This is a genomic window from Pseudomonadota bacterium (genome assembly GCA_039024915.1).
Taxonomy (GTDB): domain Bacteria; phylum Pseudomonadota; class Alphaproteobacteria; order Rhizobiales; family MH13; genus MH13.
On sequence record JBCCPK010000013.1, the window covers coordinates 1 to 23067 of the forward strand.

Consider the following 23067-nt stretch of genomic DNA (forward strand, 5'->3'; position numbering starts at 1 on the left):
ATGGCTAAGCCCTTGGAATCATTGGTGAGCCGACAGGGGCTCGAACCCTGGACCTACTGATTAAAAGTCAGTTGCTCTACCAACTGAGCTATCGGCTCACTCGACGCGGTGCCTATCAGTACTAGCCGACAGGCTCAAGCGTCAAAGGGTCGCTTCTGGGCATTGGGGCACCCATGTCGGCCAAAGGTTTACCGCTGAGAGAGCAACTGTCCATCATAGATTGAGGGTAAGCAGTCGCTTGCGCCTGCTGCACGCAGGCGCGCGCAAGCCAAGGCGGCATCGGCGGCATCTTCAATTGGTCCGGCGACGAGCCTTAAATCCAGGGCACCGTCTGGCGTTTGACGGAGCATGATGCGCGGGACCAGCGGTCCCAGGACAGAGGCGAAGCGCTCCTGATGCGAGCGCCAAAGTCTGTCGATTTCCTCAAGCGTTCCAACCCCGCCCAGATCAAGGCCGAAGGGCGTATGGGATATGACAGCATCAAGCTCGGCAATATCGGCTTCGAGGGGCTCGTCAGCGACGATAGATCCTGTGATGAGCTCGTCGGCTCCCGCCATGGCAATTTCCTGCTCGGCTGGCTCAACGATGTCCTGCGCACGCGCCGCCGCTTGGGCGCGGGTGTTGGCGAGACGTGGCGGCAACAATTGCCCGCCCATCACACCGTCCGGTAAAGTGGTATTGTCGCCGCCGGAAATGATTTCGAGCGCCAGGTCATCGACCGCGCGGGCCAATTCGGCGTCATCGGGGTCGGGCATTGGCCGACGTGAAATCGCGACGGGATCGCTTTGGTTTTCAAGCTCTGCCGCAATCCGCCGAGGCGAACCTTGCTGTGTGATAGGGGCGGCAAGTATGACGCGCGGCGCGGGCGGACTGTAGGCTGGCTCGAAGGTAAGAGCCGTATCGGTAGATGCCGGCTCCGCTTCCACAGCGCGCGCTTCGGTCTCTTCTGCCGGTTGAGCCTCCGCACGGGGTACCACTTGCTGGGTCGGATCCGCATCGCGTTGCGCGCTGGTCTCGCCATCCATCCCGCCGGACTGCGCCACCAAGTTCTCCACACCGTCTATGCGTTGGGCAATGACGGTTTGGCCGGCTCTTGCTGCCTGCAGGTCGGCTTCGACCTCGAACAGTCGCTCTTCCAGACGCGTGATATCCGATAGCGCTTCGGCCAGCGCCGATGCTGTCTGCTCGATCAGCCAATCCGCATCCTCGTTCTCAGCCGATGCAACAACGATCGGTGACGCCGCTGCCACAGCATCGCCACTTTCCTGGATAGCGACTGCGGTGTCGGAATGCGCTGGCGCAAATGCCAAAAGTCCCGCGTAAAGCGAAACGGCCAACACCGCGCCAAAACCCCAGCCCAGCAACGCAAACCGGCGCTCGGTTGGAGATATTCTGGCTCTGGATGTCGCCCCGGATCCGCCCACCCTTGTCCCATCCGTCATATTTTGGACCGAATCATTTGACGGCAAACCGGCGCCATCGAGAAAACCTCTTGCCTGAATCGCTAGCAGTGGTCCACCAGATCGGCGCGCCTTGGGGCGGCCTGACCCGAAGCGGTTCTTGTCTGGTCGTGGTGCCGTAACGGCAGGTTATTATTTGTGACGCTGGTGTTGCGCCAATGCCATGCTATGAGCGCGAGCCGTGCTGCACGGGCGGCCATCCATACCGATTTGAATGCCCACAACTCAGAACCCGCCAGGTAACAAATGACATCGTCGACCTCTCCAACTGCAATCATACTGGCGGCCGGCGAGGGGACCCGGATGCGGTCGCCTTTGCCCAAGGTCCTGCATCCGGTCGGTCACAAACCGCTCATCGCCCATGTGATGGATGCTGCCAAAGCTGCCGGACTTGCGCGGACCTGTCTTGTGCTTGGGCATGGTCGTCGGGAGGTTGAAGAGACGATGAAGGCGGCCGGTCACACTTTTGCGGTCGCTGAACAAACCCAACGGCTGGGAACCGGTCACGCGGTCATGACCGTTCGCGATGCTGGGCTGTTGGGAGACGGCCCCGTTATGGTGTTGCTGGGGGACGCACCGCTCATCCGCCCCGATTTGATCGAACAGGCGCTTGCACGCCTGCAAGGCGGTGCGGATATCGCGGTGGTGGGCTTTGAAGCAGTCGACCCAACGGGCTACGGCCGCCTCATTATGGATGGCGAAAGCCTGCGCGCGATTGTTGAAGAAAAAGATGCCGCCGTGGATCAGCGCGCTGTAACCTTGTGCAATTCGGGCCTGATGGCGTTTGCACCTGGCGTATTGGCGCCGTTGCTGGGACGGCTCAACAATGACAATGCGAAGGGCGAATACTACCTGACGGACGCCATTGGCCTCGCGGCAGAAGCGGGCCAAAGCGTAGCGGTCACACTTGCGGACGAAGCTGATCTCGCCGGGGTCAACACGCGGGCCGACCTGGCAGCCGTCGAGGCGGCTTTTCAAAGCCGGAGGCGGCATGAATTGATGCTGTCCGGGGTCTCCATGCAAGCCCCCGAAACAGTCATGCTTGCGCACGACACCGTCATCGAGCCGGACGTGACGCTTGAGCCAAATATCGTCTTCGGGCTGGGGGTGACCGTCCGATCAGGCGCGACCATCCGCGCTTTTTGCCATCTCGAAGGCGCAACAGTCGGAGAAGGAGCCACCATCGGGCCTTTTGCCCGGCTGCGACCGGAAACCACGATCGGCGATGGCGCGCGCGTCGGCAATTTCTGCGAAGTCAAGAAGGCGGCGATCGACGAAGGGGCAAAGGTCAATCACCTCAGTTACATTGGCGACGCCCATGTCGGCGCGGGCGCAAACATCGGGGCCGGGACGATCACGTGCAATTACGATGGTCGCAACAAACACCACACCGAGATCGGCGAGGGGGCCTTTATCGGTTCAAACAGCGCGTTGGTCGCGCCGGTGACCGTGGAGGCTGGCGGCTATGTCGGCTCTGGCAGCGTGATCACCAAGACGGTTCCATCGGGTGATCTCGCAATCGCCCGCGCCAAGCAGGTCAATTTGCGCGGTCGGGCGCCGAAGCCGAAAAACAAGAGACAGTAGCCGCTCAGCTTGGGGCCGTTTCCCTTAACGATACCAATCGAAAGACCTCGTGATTGGCGTGGATGGGCGCATAAGGCTAACCCCGTTGTGCGACGCAGCGTAAGCCGATTGCCTTTGGCACGTGCGCCGTGCGGTCTGTTCCAAGTGTGGGGTCGTCCTGAATGTGTGGGATTGTGGGGATTTTGGGCGTTTCGCCCGTTGCAGGCGATCTTGTCGATGCATTGCGCCGGCTTGAATATCGCGGTTACGATTCTGCTGGCATTGCGACGCTGGAGGATGGTCGGCTGAACCGCCGACGCGCAGAAGGTAAGCTGAGCAATCTGGCGGCAAAGCTGGCGGCGGAGCCACTGCACGGAACAAGCGGCATCGGCCACACGCGGTGGGCGACCCATGGCGCACCGACCGAGAGAAACGCCCATCCCCATGCGGCGGGCCGGGTCAGCGTTGTGCATAACGGCATCATCGAAAATTTCCGCGAGCTACGCGAAGCGCTTGAAGCCAAAGGCGCGACGTTCAGCACGCAAACAGATACCGAAGTCATCGCGCACGCCGTTGCCGACAAAATGAACGACGGCCTGAGTGCCGAGGACGCCGTGCGTCAGACTATCCCGGAACTGGAAGGGGCGTTTGGCCTGGCGTTTCTGTTTGACGGTGAGCAGGATCTCATGATCGCCTCGCGGAAAGGCTCCCCGCTTGCTGTTGGTCATGGCGAGCATCATGGAGCGATGTATATCGGCTCGGACGCCTTCGCCCTCGCACCCTTCACCAATGAGATCACCTATCTCGAAGAGGGCGACACGGCCTTTATCAGCCGTTCCGGTGCGGTGTTTGAAGACGCCCAGGGCCAGGTGGTGGAACGCGCCAAGCACATCAGCGAAGCGCGCGCCTTTGTCGTCGACAAAGGTAACCATCGTCACTTCATGGCGAAGGAGATCGCCGAACAACCCGAAGTTGTTGGACACACCTTGGCGCGGTATCTCGACCTGACGACTGACCGGCTGGCCATGCCGGAAAGCCCCACTCCGCTCGAGGGCGTCAACCGCTTAACGATCACAGCTTGCGGCACTGCCTATCTTGCCGGACTGACAGCGAAGTACTGGTGCGAGCGCTTTGCGAGGATTCCCGTCGATATCGATGTGGCCTCGGAGTTCCGATACCGCGAAATCCCAATGTCGCCGGGGGGTATGAGCTTGTTCATCTCCCAATCGGGGGAGACCGCGGACACGCTGGCCAGCCTTCGCTATTGTCGGGAGCAGGGTCAGTCGATCACGTCGATCGTCAATGTACCCGAATCGAGCATCGCGCGGGATTCCGATCTGGTCCTACCCACGCTGGCGGGCCCGGAGGTGTCGGTTGCGTCCACCAAAGCGTTCACCTGCCAGCTTTCGGTGCTTGCCTGTCTGTCCATCGCGATTGGGCGGGCCAAGGGCGTGATGTCTCAAGCTGATGAGGAGCGTCTGGTCCAGGCTCTGGTTGAAGCTCCTCGGCTGATGAATGAAGCGCTCGCTTTGGGCGAGCAGATTGAGCAGGTTTGTCGCGAAGTTCTCCTGCACGCCGACAACGCACTGTTTCTAGGACGTGGGACGAATTATGCCCTTGCTCTGGAGGGTGCGTTGAAACTCAAAGAAATCAGCTACATACACGCAGAAGGTTACGCTGCTGGTGAGCTTAAACATGGCCCGATTGCACTGATCGACAAGGACATGCCGGTCGTGGTCATCGCACCGTTCGACAGGGTCTTCGATAAGACCGTTTCCAACATGGAAGAAGTCGCGGCACGCGGCGGCAAAATCGTTCTTATCACCGATCGCCAGGGTGCCGACGCCGTCTCGATTGATGCAGTCTCAACGATCGTCTTGCCTGATATGCCGGCAACCATCACGCCGCTGGTCTACGCCGTGCCACTCCAGCTCATGGCGTACCACACAGCGGTTCTGCGGGGCACCGATGTGGACCAGCCGCGTAATCTCGCAAAATCCGTCACGGTCGAGTAGCGCTGCAAAGGCAAGCATCGCGCGCAATTGCGGCCGCGGCCTCCGTGGGGTTTAGCTCCTACGTCTGCTTCCGTAGACGGTGGAGAAAGTGCGTGCGGTCCCGGTTGATCCGCACCACCAGGTCTCGCGCCGCTGCTGAAATCTCATCATCGCTCGGCAAAGCGTGCTGACCAATCAGCTCCCCCATCTGGCTATCAAGATCTATCCCGAAACGATCCAATAGGGCGCGATTGTCTTCGGAGTGAAGGCTCCGAATTTGCTCGATCGTGGCATCGTCGAACCCCAGTTTCGAGCCCGGGAACATGTCTCCCGCCAGCGCGATCAGTTCGTTTGTTTCCCATCCGCCATCGTCCGCTGGTTTGGCGGGGTAGATCAGCCGGTTTACCGCGGCTGCAGCGAGATAGGAGACTGACACATTGTACCGGTCGGCCTTGCTTTCTTCAGGGATATCGAAGTCGCAACCTGTCAGACTTCGGTAATCGGTCAAAACATTATCGGCGCTGAAATCGATGATGTGAACCGGAGCAATCGCGTCGTAGCTGTTCACGATATCGAGGATGCTGAACTTACTGTTGGCGTAGCCGCTTAGAAACTCAGCGGGTTGCCCGTTAAAGGCACCGTGCTTGAGGTTCTGCATGTAAGACGCGTTCAACACAGAGGCCTGATCTCTCAGGCAAACAATGATGCAATCGGGATTGAACAGTTGCTTCAGACACTCAGGCCCGCCTTGGGTCAGAAAAGGGTAATATGAGAACGCTTCGGATGAGACGTGATGGTAATGGTCGGATTTAAGAGATTTTACCTGGTGTTGCAGCTCATCCAGCGTTGTGCGCTCAATCCAACTCGGTGACTGATCCCCAAGAACAGCGCTGACGATACGATGGTTTCCGAAGGCTTGGCTGCCCACATCCGCCCATGCGTGGGGCTCTCTTAGGGAGCCCAGCGCGCGTTGGATCGCAGTCGAGGCCGCTTTTGGGAGACCGATGTGAATGCAAGACTGCATGGGGCCTTTACATGCCGTTTGGAGCGGCGTTTTCGTGGATTTCGGGCCGGTCTTCATCCTCGTCCGAGACGCCAAGCCTATCAAGTGCTGGCCGGGGCTCACAGATTCCTTTGGCGAGCGGCAAACGGTTCTTTTGAGGGAAGACGTCGGCCGGACGTACGCTACCCGTAGAGCTCTGCCTTCACGCGCCGCAGCGCAGCAGAATTACGATCAGATGGGTCACTCGCGAAAAGTTCAATTCGCCATTGGTTAGCCCAATGCTACGCAAGGCTTTGATCTTTGCGTTGACGCTGCCTACAGTACCGCCATGAACGCCCCCCAAGAACACGACCATCACCGCAATGCGCGCCCGATGTCCCGGGTTCGCAACTATTTTTTCACCGGCGTCATCGTCATAGCGCCGGTGACAATTACCGGTTATCTGATCTGGTCGTTCGTCACGTGGGTCGACCGGATCGTCAAACCGCTCATCCCGCCGGTCTACAATCCCGACAATTATCTGCCTTTTGCTTTGCCCGGCTTTGGCGTTGTCACGGCCGTCCTCATCGTCACCATGGTTGGCTTTCTGGCGGCAAATCTTGTCGGCAGGTCGGTGGTCTCCTTCGGCGAACGCCTGCTGGATCGCATGCCGCTTGTCAGGACGCTGTACCGTGGCCTCAAGCAGATTTTCGAAACTGTGCTCAACGAGCGTTCCAACAACTTCCAGGCGGTCGGGCTGGTCCAGTACCCACGACCGGGCATCTGGGCGGTGGTATTCCAATCCACCAGCACCAAGGGCGAGGTGGCGTACAGGCTCCATACGAAGGAGCAGCAGGATGATCTGGTCAGTGTCTTTTTGCCGACCACGCCCAACCCAACCTCTGGGTTTCTTCTGTTCGTGCCGCGCGCCGATATCATCCAACTCGATATGACAGTAGAAGACGGGGCGAAACTGGTGATTTCCGCAGGTCTCGTCGTGCCTGAGCACCAGGCAAAGTTGGCTGCGTTGGCCGCTGAGGCTCAGGCAAAAGACAAGCAGCGCAAAGAGCAGCCCACGCACGAGGCAGCCGAGTAAGTCTACCCCGACTGCAGCAACCGGATCGCGCTGTCGCGCCGAAAAAGCTGAAGCAGCAGTCGCAACGCTTGTCCCCGTTCGCTGCGCAGGTGCGGATCACGCGCGACGATAAGCCGAGCATCATCATGGGCAAGTGCGATCAGGTCACGGTCGAGTGCAGCATCGGCAACCTCGAAATCCTTGAAGCCGCTCTGGCGCGTTCCCAGCACTTCGCCCGCACCGCGCAGATCAAGGTCGCGCTCGGCAAGGACAAATCCATCATTGGTCTCCCGCATCGCTTCAAGCCGCGCCTTGGCCGTCACGCCCAGCGGAGCGCTGTACATGAGTAAGCAGGTCGAGGCCGCATCTCCCCGTCCGATCCGGCCGCGCAACTGGTGCAGCTGAGACAACCCAAAGCGTTCCGCCTGCTCGATGACCATGATCGTCGCATCGCGCACATCAACGCCAACTTCAACCACAGTTGTCGCGACAAGAAGGCGTGTTGTCCCTGCCTTAAGGGCGGCCATGGCGGCATCCTTGTCGGGACCTTTCATGCGACCGTGGACAAGTCCGATTTTGCCAGCAAGATCAGGGCCTAAGGCTTGTTGAAGCGATTTGTGGCGCTCCACGGCGGCTGTCAGATCGCTTTCGTCGCTGTCCTCGACCAACGGACAGATCCAGTAGCCCTTGGCGCCTGATTGCAGCGCCGCACGCAGCCGCTCGGTCACGTCGCCAAGGCGATCCACGGGCAAGGCGCGCGTATCAATTGGCTTTCGCCCCACCGGCTTTTCGTCAAGCTTGGAGACGTCAAGATCACCGTACCACGCCAGCACCAGCGTGCGCGGGATCGGTGTTGCCGTCATTGCCAACAGGTCAACCGCGTTGCCCTTGTCGGACAGCTTGAGCCTCTGCGCGACACCAAACCGGTGCTGCTCGTCGATGACTGCAAGACCAAGTTGTTGAAAGATAACAGGATCCTGGATGATTGCGTGGGTACCGACAAGAATGTCGATGGAGCCATCGGCAAGACCATCAAGCGTGCGTTGGCGCGCCGCGCCTTGCTCCCGGCCGGTCAGGATGGCAACCGACAGGCCAGCGGGCGCGGCGAACTGCGCCAAGGTTGCATAATGCTGCCGCGCCAAAACCTCGGTGGGAGCCATCAGCGCGCTTTGCGACCCACTTTCGGCGATGTCCGCCATCGCCAACAGCGCAATGAGGGTCTTTCCAGCCCCGACATCGCCTTGCAGCAGCCGGACCATTCGGTTCGCCGAGCGCAGGTCGCTTCGGATTTCATCGATGCAGCGCATCTGCGCGCCGGTGAGTGCGAAGGGCAGGGCCTCAAGCACAGCGCCGGCCCGTGAGCCGCCAAACTTCCGAGCGACCCCTTTGCCGGTGATCGAGAAATGGCGGATGAGCGCCAGTGCAAGCTGTCCGGAAAGGATCTCATCGTACGCCAGGCGCCGTCGCGCCCCGGCGTCCGCAGCGGCTTGATCCTCACCTCCGTGTAGCGCCGACAGGGCGTCCGCAAACCTTGGCGCATCCACCAGGCTTGGCAGCTCCCGATCAATCCAGTCGGGCAATTGCGGAAAGTCCGAAAGAGCTGCGCCGATTGCCCGGCGCAAGAGTTTGGGGCTCAGGCCCGCCGTCATAGGATAGATGCGCTCAAAGCGTGGGATCGTGTGGGCTTTGTCCATCGGGACGGCATAGTCCGGATGCACCATCTGGCGGTGCCCGTTCCACAGTTCGATCTTTCCCGAGATCACAATCTGATCGCCGACGCGGTAGATGGGGGTGAGCCAATCTGCGCGCGCATTGAAATAGACGATTTCCAGATCGCCCGTCTCATCCTCAGCCGTGATCCGTACCGGCCGGCCGAACTTCGCACCGTCGAGCCCGCGCACATCGCTGACGGTCACTGCGACCGTGGCGATCATCCCCTCGCGTGTCTCCCTGAGCGGTAGGCGGTTCGAACGATCGATCACCCCGACTGGGAGATGCAAGAGAAGGTCGATGAGCGTCGCGGGCGGCGTTGCCCCGGCAGGAAGCACCAGGCGCGTTATGAGCCCTTCGGCTTTCGGACCCACGCCCTGCAGCACCGAGACCGGTCGGAACAGCGATTGCAGCCTCTCATCACGCATCTGTTGCTGATAAGCTGAAACAAAGTGGCGACCAAGTGCCTCGCCGTGGACTTTCCCCTGGCGCGATGACAGCGCGTCAAAAGCGGGATACATAGCGCGCGCAACAAAAGGGTTTCGTCATGGATCACATCACCGGTCGCGCAGTCACGGGCATGAGCCGTACATCGGGTGGTCTCGATGCGCGCCGAAAGCGAATCCTGTTCCGCGCGTGGCACCGGGGAACCAAGGAGCTCGACATTCTGTTGGGTAGTTTTGCCGACGCAAGCATCGGTTCCATGTCAGATGATGAGCTGACCGCTTTTGAGCACCTGATGGAGGTGCCTGAGCCGGACCTTTACGACTGGATTGCAGGGCGTCAAACGGTACCAGACAATTACGACGGCCCGATCATCAAGAAAGTCATCGCTTACCATAAGGCAGGCGGTGCGGTGTTCACCGGCTAAACCCTCCACGCTTCATGTCCCCCTTGTTTCAGCTCCCCGACCTTCCGCTTGACGAAGCGGTCAACACCGCGCTTGAAGGCGTGCCCGACGGCATGGTGCCTGTGCTCTTGGGAGCGATGGCCAAGGCTGCCGGCGGCCCGGTGATCTACATTGCCAGCGACGGGCCGCGAGCGCGCACGGTCGCAGAAGCCTTGCCGTTCTTTGCCCCCAACCTGCCGGTGCTGCAACTGCCGCCTTGGGACTGCTTGCCCTATGACCGGGTTTCGCCCTCGGCCCATGTCGTTGCGCAGCGCCTTGCGACTTTGGCGCGACTGGCGGGTTACCGGGCATCGGGAGCGAATACGCCGCTGCTCTTGATCACGACTATCAACGCCGCCATTCAGAAGCTACCGGCGCCCGACGCCATCGCTAAGCAGGCTATAAGCCTTGCGCCCGGACAGTCTCGACCGATGCAGTCGATCCTGACCTACCTCGAAGCCAACGGCTACGATCGCACATCGACGGTCCGCGAAGCCGGCGAGTATGCCGTCCGTGGCGGCATCCTCGATCTGTTCCCTCCTGGCGCCATGAGCCCAATCCGCCTCGATTTCTTCGGCGATACGCTGGAAACAATCCGAACCTTCTCGGTTGAAAGCCAGCGGTCTGAGACCACGCGCAAGAGCCTTGACCTGCTGCCTATGAGCGAGGTGCAGCTGACCGAGGACAGCATCCGCGCCTTCAGACGGGCGTACGCCGCGAGCTTCGGTGCTCCTTCTCGCGATGATGTTCTTTACACCACGGTCTCCTCGGGTCGCCGGGTTCAGGGCATGGAGCATTGGATTGGATTGTTCGACTCTGCGCTTGAGCCGCTTACAGCCCACCTGCCCGGAGCCCCGATCGTCACCGATCACCTGGTCGAAGCGGCGCTGGCCGAGCGGCTGGAGACGATCGAAGACTACTACCAAGCGCGGATCGATGTTCTCGAGCGCGAAGGCGAACGGGCAGGTTACAAGCCAGCGCCGCCATCATCGCTGTACCTCGATGCGGAAGGTTTCGATGCGATGCAGGTGGGCCGGGCACGCTTTACGGTTTCCCCATTTGAGAGCGGGCGCGGCGGCGCTGAAGAAGCCAATTCATTTGGGCGGGTAGGCCGAAATTTTTCACCTGAGCGCGGTGCCGCGAATGCCAATGTTTTCGACGCTGTGCGCGAGCACGCTCGTTCGCTGGTCAAAAGTGGCAAGAAGGTCGCCATCGCCTGCTGGTCGATCGGTTCTCGTGACCGCATGGCGCAGGTTCTCGACGATCATGATCTGTCAAATACGCGCACAATGGAATCGGTCGGCGATCTGGAGGACGCTGCCAAGGCGGTGGTCGGTCTGCTGGTCCTGCCAATTGAACAGGGTTTTGAAACTGACAGTTTCGCGGTCATTTCCGAAAGCGACATTCTCGGCGAACGGATGGTGCGCGGCACCACCAAGCGCACCAACAAGGACGCGCTAACCGAAGCATCGTCACTGGGTACCGGTGATATGGTGGTCCATGTTGACCATGGCATCGGCAAGTTCGTCGCCATGAAGACGCTGGACATCGGCGGTGCGCCGATCGAATGCCTCGAGTTGCATTACGCTGGCGGCGATAAGCTGTTTCTTCCCGTCACTAATATCGAACTTCTGACCCGCTATGGCTCGGAAGGGACAGAAGCCTCGCTTGATAAGCTTGGCGGTGGGGCTTGGCAGGCCCGCAAGGCCAAGCTCAAGCAACGCATCCGGGATATGGCGGACAAACTCATCGCGATCGCGGCCCAAAGGGCGATGCGATCTGCGCCGATGATCGATCCGCCCGAGGGTCTTTATGACGAGTTCGCTGCCCGGTTCCCGTATGAGGAGACGGAAGATCAGCTGGCATCGATCGAGGCCGTGATCGACGATTTATCCGCGGGTCAGCCAATGGATAGGCTAGTGTGCGGCGACGTTGGCTTTGGCAAAACCGAAGTGGCTTTGCGTGCGGCTTTTATGGTCGCGTTATCGGGCCGCCAGGTTGCCGTGATTGTGCCGACGACGCTGCTCGCACGCCAGCATTTCAAGACGTTTGTCGACCGGTTTAAAGGCTTCCCGGTCAATGTCCGGCAGGCATCGCGCTTTGTCGGCAGCAAGCAGCTTTCTGAAACCAAGGCGGGCATCAAGGACGGCACGGTCGATATCGTCGTGGGCACGCATGCGCTGCTGGGCAAGTCTGTTCAGTTCAAGGACCTTGGGTTGTTGATCATCGACGAGGAACAGCACTTCGGCGTCGCTCACAAGGAGCGGCTCAAGGAGATGCGGTCCGACGTCCATGTGTTGACCCTCTCCGCAACGCCAATTCCCCGGACTTTGCAACTCGCTTTGACGGGTGTCCGTGAATTGTCGCTGATCGCGACCCCACCGGTCGACAGGCTTGCGGTACGCACTTTCGTGTCACCGCGCGATCCGCTGATCATCCGTGAGACGCTCCTGCGCGAGCATTTCCGCGGAGGCCAGAGCTTCTATGTTGTGCCGCGCATCAAGGACCTGGAAGAAGTCAGGCGTTTCCTTGAGGAGAGTGTGCCCGAGGTGAAGGTGGGCATCGGCCACGGGCAGATGTCCGCCACCATGCTCGAAGAGGTGATGGCCGATTTCTACGACGGCAAGTTTGATGTCCTGCTGTCGACCACGATCGTTGAGTCTGGCCTCGACATTCCCGCCGCCAACACGCTGATTGTCCATCGCGCCGATATGTTTGGTCTCGGTCAATTGTATCAGCTTCGTGGCCGCGTCGGTCGGTCGAAGACGCGGGCGTATGCGCTGTTCACCGTTCCGGCTGATCGGCAAATCACCGAGGTTGCGGAACGCCGCCTTAGGGTCTTACAGAGCCTTGAGACGCTCGGTGCAGGCTTCCAGCTTGCCAGCCACGATCTCGATATCAGGGGTGCGGGCAATCTCTTGGGCGAAGAACAGTCCGGCCACATCCGCGAGGTCGGCTTCGAACTGTATCAGCAAATGCTCGAGGAGGCGGTCGCCTCCCTTAAGGACGGTGATGGACACGGCGACGATGAGGGACAGTGGTCTCCGCAAATCACACTTGGGACGCCGGTCCTTATCCCCGAAAGCTATGTGCCTGATCTTGAGGTACGCCTTCAGCTTTACCGCAAGCTTTCCGAGCTTGAAGACGTCAGCGACATTGATGGGTTTGGCGCTGAATTGATCGATCGGTTTGGCCCGTTACCCGACCCCGTCGAAGGGCTGTTGAAGCTGGTTTACATCAAGGTGCTTTGTTATCGCGCGGGCATCGAAAAGCTCGATGCCGGCCCGAAGGGCGCAGTCATCCAGTTTCGTGGCAACAGCTTTGCAAATCCCGCTGGACTTATGCGCTACATCGGTGAGCCAGCCTCACAGGCGCGGGTGAAGCCCGACCACCGGATCGTTTTCGCGCGAGACTGGGCAAAGATCGATACCCGTGTGAAGGGCGCAGCGGTGCTTGCCGCCAAACTGGCTGGTATTGCGGAGGCGCAATCGGAAGCTGCCTAGTCTAAATGCCGTTGCGCAATCGCTGAAGGGCTCAAGCCGCAGCTTCTGTCGCGGTCTGCGCACCGGAGTTGGTGGAAACTTCAGGCGCGTCTGTCGTTCTGGAATTGGCGTCCGAAGCAGGATGACTTGCGTCCTGCGCGCCCGCAACCGGCGGTTCAAAGGGCTGAAGTGCGTCTGTCAGAACGTGACCAGCAGCACTGCGCGGAATACTCTGGACAAGGTGGATGCGCGTTGGCAGCCCGGCATCACCAATCCCGCTTTCTGCAAGCATCGAACGGACAGCCTGTAAGGTAGGCAGGCTACCTTCGCCGCTGGCTTGCGAATCAATTCGGGGTTCAATCGCGACTTCGATACGATTGCCGACGACGGCATCGGCAACGGCGAACGCAGCGGCGTCTTGCCACCGACCGGTAAGCGAAAGTGATCGGTTGATCGTCGCCATCATCACCGGTTGCCCGCTGACCAGTGGACCGTGAATGGGGTCGTGGGCGGCAAGCGTAAAACAGGGCTGGCCGCTGGGCGTCTCGCTGTTGCGCGCAAAAACGCCGCTCGACTGAGTTCTGGCACCAAGCTCCGACCGCGCGGCCACAGGGCCGTCCAAAAGCACTTCGGCGACCGTCTGCTGTCCTGTGCTGGTTTTGTCCTCAGCCAGTGGTTTGAGGCCAACCGCCCCAAAGACCATTTCGGTGCCCTTGCTGTTTGAGGCGGTTATGGCACCCGGTTTGAGTGACAATTCACGGCTAGCGTTAGCAAGGCCGGGAACAAAGCCGAGGCCAGCACAATCGACCAACACCTGGGCATCTGGTTCAACCCGCGTACCAACGCCCTGAGCGAGCCAGACTATCTGGCCGGCCACCTCTGTCAAATCGTCGGCTTTACGCGATACGCTGAGGGCATAGGGCAGTAAGGCACAATGATGCTTGTCCTGGTCAGCCCAGTAGGTCAGGTGATCTGCGACGAGCGGGTCGAGCGCGTTGAATAGCTCCAGCCTGCTGCCGGTAATGAGACAAGGAACAACCCCGCACAAAAAACCAGGCATTGACGCGGTATCAAAGGGAAGCCCGACAGCTGAGCGTGAGGTGAGCTTCATCACCATCGCGCAGGCAAGACCTTGCGAGAGGACCGTTTGTGCGTTGCGTGAAAGCCTGTCGATTCTGCCCGTCGGACCGGGCCGCAGCGTGTGGACCATCACAGGTTTGTCGGCAGGGCGTTTGATGGGTTTAAAGTGGGCCGCTTCGTCAGCCTGTGCTTCCAACAGCAGATCGTCGTCCATGTCGATCATGCCATCGCAGACACCCTGAAACCCAGCCGCAAATCGCACGGTGAACAGGTTGGCAGCGATCTCCATGATCCGGAGATTGGTTGGATCGTCACCTGAAGCGATCTCGCCGGCTTCAATGACGGCTTTGGGCAGAAACGCTCGGCTGCCGTGGCTCGCCTCGCGTGCACTCATGGTTTGCGGTACGACGCAGCAATCGAGCCCCGCCCGACCCGCGGCAAGCAGCGCAATAAGTCCCTGCACCCGCCGCCCGAGACGCAGCAAAACGCAATCGCCGGGTTTCAGACCCTGATGCGCAAGGAAAGCTGCCAGCCGGTCGACTTGCGCATCGAACTGCCAGAAGCTCAGGACGTCCTCATTATCGAGCGAAAGAAACGGTGCATCTGGTTTCTGCCGGGCAAGTTTGCTCAACAGATCGGCAGGTGTCATCGCTCCCCATTTGGGGCAAGCCTGCGGCCCGCCTGGGGCCTGCGCCTGGTTCGCTGCGGTTGCCATCACGGATCAATCCAGATCGTGTCTGGCGTATAAAACTGGTAACCCCACACCGACCTCTGCGCTGGAAAGTTCACGTCGGCCGCATGGGCGATCCATTGCGCGGGCGCGTGGTAGTGAGGAACGATGTAACTACCAGAAATCAGAAGCCGGTCCAGCGCCCGAGCAGCAGTTACCAGATCATCTCGCTCGACCGCGCTGACGATTGCATCGATTGCCGCGGTAACACCCGGCTCGGTGATGCCCGCCATGTTGAACGAACCTTCTTGCTCGGCGGTTGAGGGACCAAACCGATTGTATTGCTCGTTCCCCGGCGAAAGGCTTTGGAACCAGGTGTAGGGGATCATGTCGAAGTCGAACACGCGCCGCCGCTCTTCGAACTGCGCGCCATCGATGACCCGAACGGTCATGGAGATGCCAGCAAGTTCCAGAGTTTGCGCATAGGCCAGGGCGACACGTTCGGCGCTGGCCGAAGAGGTCAGAAATTCAAAGGCGAACGGTTCGCCGGATGCATTGGTGAGCTGCCGGCCGTCAAGCGTCCAACCCGCATCACGCAACAACCCTAAAGCAGCCCGGATGTTTGTGCGATCACGCCCGCTGCCGTCGGAGACGGGTGCTCTCCAGGTTCCGTCAAGGACGTCTGGCAACACGGCATCGACGTCCGCGCCAAGGATCGCCAATTCATCGTCGCTCGCCGGTATGCCGATCGACGAAAGCTCCGAGCCGTGAAAATACCCCTCGGTTCGCGCATACTGACTGGCAAAGATTGTCTCGTTGATCCACTCGAAGTCGAACATGAGGTTGAGCGCTTGCCGGACCCGGATATCGGCAAAGAGCGGGCGGCGGGTGTTGAAGACATACCCGCTGGGCGCCTTTGGCCTCTCGTCGGTCAGTTCGCTTTGAACGACTTCACCACGCTCGGCTGCGGGAAAGTCGTAATTGTTCAACCAGTTTGTCGGGTCACCTTCCGAATAGAGTTGCAACCGCCCGGTGGTGAAGGCTTCGAACAGCGCGGTTGCATCGCGAAAATACTCGATTGACCACTCGTCGACATTGTGTTGCCCGATGTTGACTGGAAGATCGGCGCCCCAATAGTCCTCGCGACGTTCGAACACAGCCAAACGGCCGGCATCGATCCGCGCCAGTTTATAGGGACCGCTACCGATGGGCGGTTCCAAGCTCGTTTCGGTGAATTGCTCGACCGTCATCGCGTGCGACGGTAGGATTGGCATCAACCCCAACAGAAGCGGCAACTCCCTGTTCGACCCGTCGCCCAGTCGGAACGTCACCGTCCGCTCATCTTCCCGGACAACTTCAGTTATTTGGCCGTAGGCGCGGCGTTGGCTCGGACGACCATGCTCGCGCATCAGCTCCATCGAGAAGATGACATCGTCGGCTGTGACGGGCTCGCCATCGGAAAACGTTGCGGCAGGATTGATACGAAAGCTGACAAAAGTTCGGTCTTCGGGAAGAATGATTTCTTCGGCGAGAAGCCCGTACAGCGAAAACGCTTCGTCGCGCCCTCGTGTTGCAAGTGTTTCCCAAACCCAACCGCGCACCCACCAGACCGGTGAGCCGCGCACGATCAACGGGTTCACGCTATCAAAGGTGCCGCGTAGTCCAAACCGAATGGCACCACCCTGCGGTGCTTGAGGGTTTACATACTCGAAATGCTCGAAATCCGGCCCGTAGAGCGGCGAACCATGCATGGTCATGGCATGGGTCTGACCGTCGGCATCAAGAGCAGCATCCTGCGCCTTTGCCAGCTGTGATGGTTCAAACGCAACCAGCGCAACACTTGACGCCACCGCTACCGTGCGTGCCCAGCCGGTCAGACGTTCCGTGAGACCGAGCGCGAGCCCGCATGGACGTGCGGAATTAGCCCCAAATCTATGAGCCGGCAAAGGGGCGATCGCTGGTTCCGAATCATGTTCTGTCGCCATCACAAATGAGTAGAGAATTCCGGGTCTCTTCGTCCAGACATATGACCAGTCAGCTGCGCATTCTTGTCGTCGCGGGTGTGAAAATGCAGACAAGTGTTGCACGCGCTCACCGTTGCAGTGGAAAAGCGCGTTGAGATTGTCTACAAGGCAGCTCATTGACGGTGATAGTCGTCACGATCGCGCCCCATTCCTTGCCTCATTGGAGGTGACAGCGCGCGTAAAAGGTTGAACCACTAAGGGTCATCGTGCGGACATCAGACCTTTGCGGATTTGAAATTGGAGAGTTCTTGAATGTTGATGGATGCGCTTTTGCGCAAAGCACCGGGAAATGTCCTGCGCAGCTTTGCCATAGGATGCTTGGCGAGCACCGCGCTCGCACTTGGCACCCCAGCGTTGGCTCAGGACGAAACCCCTGCAGCTGATCAGCTGACGCCCGAACAGCGTTTGCAGCAAATCATCGAGAGTGCCGACCCGGCTGAAGCCCAGGCCCTTGCTGAAATCCTTCCTGATCTCCAGTGGATGAAGGTATGCGGTGTCGATCCGCGCGCCAACCAGACCATCTGCAATACTCGCGCTCGCGAACTTCAAGTTGAAGGTGTTGCGGTTGGTTCGCTGCAGATTATCGAAGGTGAGGGTGGTGATCGTCGTTTGGTTTCGCGCCTGCCGACGCGGCTGCAGATCCCTGAAGGCGTCCGCGGCCAAGTCGATGATAACAATCCGGTCCCTGGCGTGTTTCGCATTTGCTACCCGCAAAACTGTTTTGTCGAATTTGAGGCAACCGACGCGTTGATCGACTCCTTTAGGGCCGGCAATGAGTTCACCGTGACCGCTCTCAACGAGGCCGGCAGGGCAGTACCGTTTGCGTTCTCGCTAAGCGGTTTCACTGCCGCCTACGATGGTGAAGGTTACGAAACGGCTGTGTTGCTGGCCGCCGAGAACATCGTCCGGCAGCAGGCCGCCCAGAGCACTGAGCCCGAACCACCAGCAGCTGACGCACTTCAGGAAGCGCTTGAGGAGCGGGCGCGGGAACTGCGCGAACGCATGCAACAGCAATAGTGCTGCTTGGATTCAAATAACAAAAGGGCAGCCGCCGGGCTGCCCTTTTTGATTTCGGGATCGTACGGGGTTAGTGGGGCTGTGCCGCGTAGACGAGGTCGCCGTCTGGGCCCTCAAAGAAAAACTCGGCGATCCGAGCGTTCCGCAACGGCTTGTCGCTGTCATCTGGTACAAGGTTCTGCTCGGACACGTAGGCGACATATTCACTTTCGTCGTTTTCCGCGAGCAGGTGGTAAAAAGGTTGATCCTTATGCGGGCGCACATCAGCCGGGATCGCTTCCCACCATTCATCTGTGTTGCTAAAAACGGGATCGACATCGAACACCACACCCCGGAAGGGATAGATCCGGTGTTTAACGACGTCGCCAATCGCGTAGCGTGCTGTTCGCATAGTGCATCTCCTTAGAGCGGCAAGCTAGGCACTGCGCGTTCACCTTTCAAGTTGCACGATGCGCCCATGCTCCGGGCAGATCATCGCAGGCAACATCATGATAAACCGTAAAGTGCGGCAAGCTCTGGGTCTTGCGCGGACAGTTGACGGGCTAAATCGGTGAGCACTTTGGCTTGTTTCCAGGTGGCATCATCCTGCATTTTTCCGTCAATCATGACGGCACCCGTTCCGTCAGGCATAGCCTCAAGAATCTTCATCGCGAAAGCCACTTCATCAGCCGGTGGGCTGAAAACCTTACGCGCGATCGTGATCTGGCTTGGATGCAGTGTCCAAGCCCCCGCACACCCCATCAGGAACGCGTTGCGGAACTGGGCGCGGCAAGCGTCGGGGTCGGAGAAGTCCCCAAACGGGCCATAAAACGCCTTCAAACCCGCTGACAGGCAGGCATCAACCATTTTGCCGAGCGTATAATGCCATAAGTCTTGCTGGAACGCGGTCCGCTTTTCGGTTGCTTCACTGGCGTCGGCGAGCACTGCGTAATCTGGATGCCCACCGCCGACGCGGGTCGTCTTCATGCCCCGAGAAGCCGCAAGATCGGCGGGCCCAAGGCTCATGCCGTGCATCCGCGGTGACGCGGTCGCGATCGCTTCGACGTTCTTGACGCCTTCGGCGGTTTCCAAGATCGCGTGAATCTGGATCGGTTTGGTAACGTTGTGTTTCGCCTCAAGCTGAGCGAGAAGCTGGTCGAGGTAGTGTATATCCCACGGTCCTTCGACCTTCGGCAGCATGATCACGTCGAGCGTATCACCGACTTCCCCGACGATGCTCGTGACGTCGTCTAGGACCCAGGGCGAGTTCAGGCAGTTGATCCGTGTCCAGAGGCCCGTTGCGCCGAAGTCATGGTCCTTGGCCAGCTTCACGAAACCGGCTCGGGCGGCCTGCTTCTGATCGGCGGGTATGGCGTCTTCGAGGTTGCCCAACATGACATCGACCTTGCCTATAAGCCCACCCAGCTTGCTAACCACCTTTTCGATGTGTGGCGGTATGAAGTGGATCATCCGCTCCACGCGCGTAGGCGGCTCACGCTGCGGTTCAGGTGCGCCGATGGCGAGAGGTCGAAAGAAAGCGTGCGGGGTCTTTTGCATGCGCGGTGCCTTGATTGAAAGGTTCGGGTTTCCGGTCGCGGTACAATGCATTGTGCATTGCACAAAATCCACTCGGCTTTGGTCCAAGCCCTCTACGCGGTAGTCGAAGAGCGCTTTTGGACATTATGCGTGGGGACGACGCACGTCATGCCCGGGGGCGCCGAACGTCGCGCGACCATCGCCTGTGTGCCCACATCCATTCTGAGGGCCTCTCGCGAATCCATTTTTCCAACTGAGCCTGTATGGTGCCGGTCAGCCGCTCGACATCGCCTGCAAGGTCTTGTGTTGGGGATACCTCGATCTCGCGCAGGTCAATCGCGTAGCGCACAGCACCAACCCGGCGACAGCGCGCCAGAACAAGGCGGGCACCGGTCCGAAGGGCGAGGGTGGCGGGAAGGGGGGTACTCGGCGCTTGTTTGCCGAAAAACGGCACTGCAATCCCTCGGCGCGCCTCCCGCTGATCGGCCAACATGGCGACCGCGCCGCCAGATTTGAGTATGCGGACAATTCGCGCCATTGCGCGGCTACCCTTGGTGATCATACCGGCCGAGTACAGCGCCTGCCTCCGCGCCAACAGGTCAGCCTCAAGGTACGGGTTCTGGACCGCCTGATAGAGGCCCGCCACCCGCAGACCGTTTTGCACCATGGGAATTCCAAGCGTTTCCCAGTTACCAGCGTGCAATGAGACATAAACCACGCCCCTCGGCGTTTTCTGCGGATCGCAAAGATCTGCAAACAGGGCTGGGTCTGCCACCGTGATGCGCTCGGGCTCTTGCAACAACCGGTCGAGCAGCAGTCCCTCCGCGAAGGTCTGCCCAAGTCCGTCCCACATTCCCCGGATCACTTGCTCGCGCGCCGCACCACTCATGTCTGGAATTGACGCTTCGATTTGCTGGAGTGCCCTGGGGTGCCGTTGCGTAAACGGGGCGGCCGTCCGCCAGCACCAACCCATTAATCTCGATGCGCGCTCAAGGCCGAGAAACCCCAATAGTGTCCGCATTGCACGCACAGCAAGATGCGCAGCGCGCGCCCGGGCGCGCGAAAGAGAAGATGATCGAGGCACCAGCTATCGCTTTGACAATCAGAAAGAAAATCCGGCGCTCCTTAAGCCATCTGACCGAGACCGCCAAGCATCGTTCGTGCCGATGCCCTGCAGGCGCAAGATTTGCGTGTTTGGACCATAGAAGACATCGCCGCCCCCACCTTGCCTGTGTTAGCGGTAACGTCCCGTTCAAACATTGACGCGAAACGGGCGCCCGACGCACCTCGTCCAACATAGCCTGCGGTTTATGCTCGAAATTCTTGCGCTGGTTGCGCCCTTCTTCGGCTTGATTTTCTTGGGGTACTTCTCCGGTCGCGTTACAGCGATCCCTGAGCAGGGGTTGGGTTGGCTCAACTTCTTTATCGTCTATCTGGCGCTACCGGCTCTGTTCTTCGACTTGCTGTCCTCGACCCCGCTCGATCAGCTCGAAGGCTGGTCATTCATCGTCGTCACAACGTTGTGCGCCTACGTCATTTACATGTTCGCGGTGGTGATCGCGGTTGTTGTCCGTGGAGCAACTTTGCCGGAAGCTGCGATGCAGGGGGTCGCCGGTTCCTATTCCAATATTGGTTACATGGGACCGGGCTTGACGCTTTCGGTGCTCGGCGCACCGGCTGCGGTGCCAACTGCGCTTATCTTCTGCTTCGATAACGCGCTCCAGTTCATTCTGACACCGATCTTGATGGCGATGGGGGGCACATCAAAGGAATCGCCCACCCAGATTGCACTGCTGATTGCCCGCAAGATCGTTCTTCATCCCTTCATCCTTGCCAGCGCACTGGGCATCGCAGCTGCGGCATTCCAGGTGATCACACCCGCACCGCTTCAAAGGATCATCGATTTTCTGGCTGGCGCGGCGGCGCCTTGTGCGTTGTTTGCAATGGGTGTGACCATTGCGCTGAGGCCACTGACCCGCGTACCGGTCGAAGTTCCATGGCTTCTGTTTGTGAAGCTCGCGATGCACCCGCTGCTCATCTGGCTGCTGTTGAGCTGGGTCGGCGACTACGATCCCATTTGGGTCTACACGGCCATCCTCATGGCCTCGTTACCGCCAGCGCTCAACGTCTTCGTCATGGCGCAGCAGTACGGGGTTTGGGTGGAACGAGCCTCATCGATGGTCTTGATTGGCACCTTGGTTTCGATCCCTACCTTGACGATCATGATCCTCGCCGTGACCAAGGGGATTATTCCGCACGATCTTTTTCCAAGCGGCTAGGCTCGAGCTTCTAGGAAGCGAGGTTGCGCAGGAATGGCGGCCTGAAACGCGAAAGGCGCGCACGCGTACGATCACCCGCGTTGCCCAACAAGGCGCGCAGTCCAAATGGCTCCAGACCAGCGGTCATCAAAGTGCGTTTGAAGGTGGGAGACAGGCGGGTTGCAGCGAGGGCGGCTGAACGGCCCAGATGAACAAATGGCAGCTCGGTCAGCAGCGACCGGTTCAAGGCGTCGACGCCAAGTGTCCTTGCCCAAACATCTGCGCGCCGACGGGCGGTGTAGCGCGATGCGACCTCTCGCGATGCGGGATTTTCGTTGGCGTTGAGTGCGGAGTGAACGCTGTCAGCGGCGTCGACTGCGTCACGAACACTCAGATTCAGCCCCTGTGCACCAATTGGTGGAAAGGCGTGCGCGGCCTCACCCATCAAGAAAACCCCGTCAGCCGCAAAGGTTTGTGCGACCAAACCTTCAAGTGGCCAAAGCTGCACCGGATCTTCGAGAGTCAAACTGCCAACCACATGCAGCGAACGCTTCTGCAGAAAAGCTGTCGCATCCAGCGTGTCCATCTTTGATAGCTTTTGGGCCATTTTGGGCGCGAGCACGCAAACAAAGCTTGATCTGGCCGAACCATCTTCGGCGTCGGGCATAGGCACGAAGGTGTAGGGTCCGGTTTCCGTATGCAGTTCGCTGGAAACGAAATCATGATGACGGCTATGTCGGACCACACCCACGGCAGCGGTCTGCGGATAGTTCCAACGCCTAACGCGGATTGAGGCGGCGTCACGGGCAGGGGAGTTCCGCCCATCTGCCGCCAGGATGGCCCTCGTGTCGATCGTCTGCCCGTCCTTGAGGACGAGTTTCGGTTCGCTGCCTCCCAGTGCATAGCGGGCCACAAACCCTTGGATGATCGTCAGATTATCTGCTGCATCAATTGCCGCCTGCAGCGCTGCATTGAGCTGCGCATTCGGGCAATTGAGGCCAAATTCGAGGCGACCGACTTCTTCGGCATCGAAAGACACGGTCGGCGCACGAAACAGCCGCTGAGACCCATCCAGCAGCCGCATCGTCCTCAGGGGCGTGCCAATAGAAGCCAGCGCATCGCCAAGTCCCAGCGCTGCCAGGTGGTCGATCGATGGTCCAAGCAGCGCGGTGGTGCGCTTGTCACCGAGGTTGATCGGCGGACCAACCAGCGCGGTGTTGAGCCCCTGACGCGCTGCCGTGAGCGCAGCAATCAGACCAGCTGGACCTGAGCCAACAATCGTGCAGTCGAAGGACGAATTTAAGGTCATGCGCGCTTTTCCAATGGTTGCCGATCAACTAGGTGGGAG

General features: G+C 59.7%; 16 protein-coding genes and 1 tRNA gene. 7 read left to right on the forward strand and 10 right to left on the reverse strand.

All coding sequences use genetic code 11. The features are described from left to right. Positions 1-22: 22 nt before the first annotated feature. Positions 23-98, reverse strand: a tRNA-Lys gene (locus AAF739_17220). Positions 99-188: 90 nt separating this feature from the next. Then, positions 189-1337 carry a hypothetical protein gene (locus tag AAF739_17225; protein MEM6384415.1) on the reverse strand — a complete coding sequence of 383 codons (1149 nt, stop codon included), beginning with the start codon at positions 1335-1337 and terminating at the stop codon, positions 189-191. 369 nt (positions 1338-1706) lie between these two features. On the opposite strand from AAF739_17225, the gene glmU reads away from it, so the two are divergent. Both glmU and glmS read left to right on the forward strand, forming a co-directional pair. Then, entirely contained in the window at positions 1707-3044 is a 1338-nt protein-coding gene (gene glmU / locus AAF739_17230; GenBank protein MEM6384416.1) for a bifunctional UDP-N-acetylglucosamine diphosphorylase/glucosamine-1-phosphate N-acetyltransferase GlmU, read from the forward strand. A 161-nt stretch (positions 3045-3205) separates the two neighbouring features. Further along, the gene (gene glmS, locus AAF739_17235; GenBank protein ID MEM6384417.1) at positions 3206-5038 is read left to right on the forward strand and encodes a glutamine--fructose-6-phosphate transaminase (isomerizing); all 1833 of its coding nucleotides are present in this window, start codon (positions 3206-3208) and stop codon (positions 5036-5038) included. Positions 5039-5096: 58 nt separating this feature from the next. Here glmS and AAF739_17240 read toward each other — a convergent pair whose 3' ends face one another. Then, positions 5097-6041, reverse strand: a complete 945-nt coding sequence (locus AAF739_17240) for a hypothetical protein (GenBank protein ID MEM6384418.1) — start codon at positions 6039-6041, stop codon at positions 5097-5099. A 352-nt stretch (positions 6042-6393) separates the two neighbouring features. On the opposite strand from AAF739_17240, the gene AAF739_17245 reads away from it, so the two are divergent. Next, the gene (locus AAF739_17245; GenBank protein MEM6384419.1) at positions 6394-7095 is read left to right on the forward strand and encodes a DUF502 domain-containing protein; all 702 of its coding nucleotides are present in this window, start codon (positions 6394-6396) and stop codon (positions 7093-7095) included. A gap of 2 nt (positions 7096-7097) precedes the next feature. Here AAF739_17245 and recG read toward each other — a convergent pair whose 3' ends face one another. After that, a complete protein-coding gene (gene recG, locus AAF739_17250) occupies positions 7098-9212 on the reverse strand; it encodes an ATP-dependent DNA helicase RecG (GenBank protein ID MEM6384420.1) in 2115 nt (704 codons plus the stop codon). 119 nt (positions 9213-9331) lie between these two features. Between recG and AAF739_17255 the strand changes: the two genes are divergently transcribed. Then, entirely contained in the window at positions 9332-9655 is a 324-nt protein-coding gene (locus AAF739_17255; GenBank protein ID MEM6384421.1) for a succinate dehydrogenase assembly factor 2, read from the forward strand. Between the two features lie 14 nt (positions 9656-9669). Beyond that, positions 9670-13176: a transcription-repair coupling factor gene (mfd, locus tag AAF739_17260; protein MEM6384422.1), complete on the forward strand. Its 3507-nt coding sequence runs from the start codon at positions 9670-9672 to the stop codon at positions 13174-13176. Between the two features lie 31 nt (positions 13177-13207). Here the strand turns inward: mfd and AAF739_17265 are convergent, their stop codons facing one another. Together AAF739_17265 and AAF739_17270 are read right to left on the reverse strand one after the other, a co-directional pair. Continuing rightward, positions 13208-14950, reverse strand: coding sequence for a class I adenylate-forming enzyme family protein (locus tag AAF739_17265; protein MEM6384423.1), 1743 nt, complete (start codon positions 14948-14950; stop codon positions 13208-13210). Beyond that, complete coding sequence (locus tag AAF739_17270) at positions 14950-16755, reverse strand: extracellular solute-binding protein (GenBank protein MEM6384424.1); 1806 nt, start codon at positions 16753-16755, stop codon at positions 14950-14952. Before AAF739_17270 ends, AAF739_17265 begins: the two co-directional genes overlap by 1 nt. A 426-nt stretch (positions 16756-17181) precedes the next feature. On the opposite strand from AAF739_17270, the gene AAF739_17275 reads away from it, so the two are divergent. After that, positions 17182-17946 (forward strand): invasion associated locus B family protein, encoded by a 765-nt coding sequence (locus tag AAF739_17275; protein ID MEM6384425.1) that lies wholly within the window; start codon positions 17182-17184, stop codon positions 17944-17946. Between the two features lie 70 nt (positions 17947-18016). On the opposite strand, the gene hspQ is transcribed toward AAF739_17275, so the two are convergent. The 3 genes from hspQ to AAF739_17290 all read right to left on the reverse strand — a co-directional run bounded on the left by hspQ (position 18017) and on the right by AAF739_17290 (position 20545). Continuing rightward, entirely contained in the window at positions 18017-18337 is a 321-nt protein-coding gene (gene hspQ / locus AAF739_17280) for a heat shock protein HspQ (protein ID MEM6384426.1), read from the reverse strand. 95 nt (positions 18338-18432) lie between these two features. Continuing rightward, positions 18433-19482 (reverse strand): CoA ester lyase, encoded by a 1050-nt coding sequence (locus tag AAF739_17285; protein ID MEM6384427.1) that lies wholly within the window; start codon positions 19480-19482, stop codon positions 18433-18435. A 145-nt stretch (positions 19483-19627) separates the two neighbouring features. Then, the gene (locus AAF739_17290; protein MEM6384428.1) at positions 19628-20545 is read right to left on the reverse strand and encodes a lauroyl acyltransferase; all 918 of its coding nucleotides are present in this window, start codon (positions 20543-20545) and stop codon (positions 19628-19630) included. Positions 20546-20771: 226 nt separating this feature from the next. Here AAF739_17290 and AAF739_17295 point away from each other — a divergent pair, with 226 nt between their 5' ends. Then, entirely contained in the window at positions 20772-21740 is a 969-nt protein-coding gene (locus AAF739_17295) for an AEC family transporter (GenBank protein ID MEM6384429.1), read from the forward strand. Positions 21741-21750: 10 nt separating this feature from the next. On the opposite strand, the gene AAF739_17300 is transcribed toward AAF739_17295, so the two are convergent. Further along, positions 21751-23028 (reverse strand): FAD-dependent monooxygenase, encoded by a 1278-nt coding sequence (locus AAF739_17300; GenBank protein ID MEM6384430.1) that lies wholly within the window; start codon positions 23026-23028, stop codon positions 21751-21753. Positions 23029-23067: the final 39 nt, after the last annotated feature.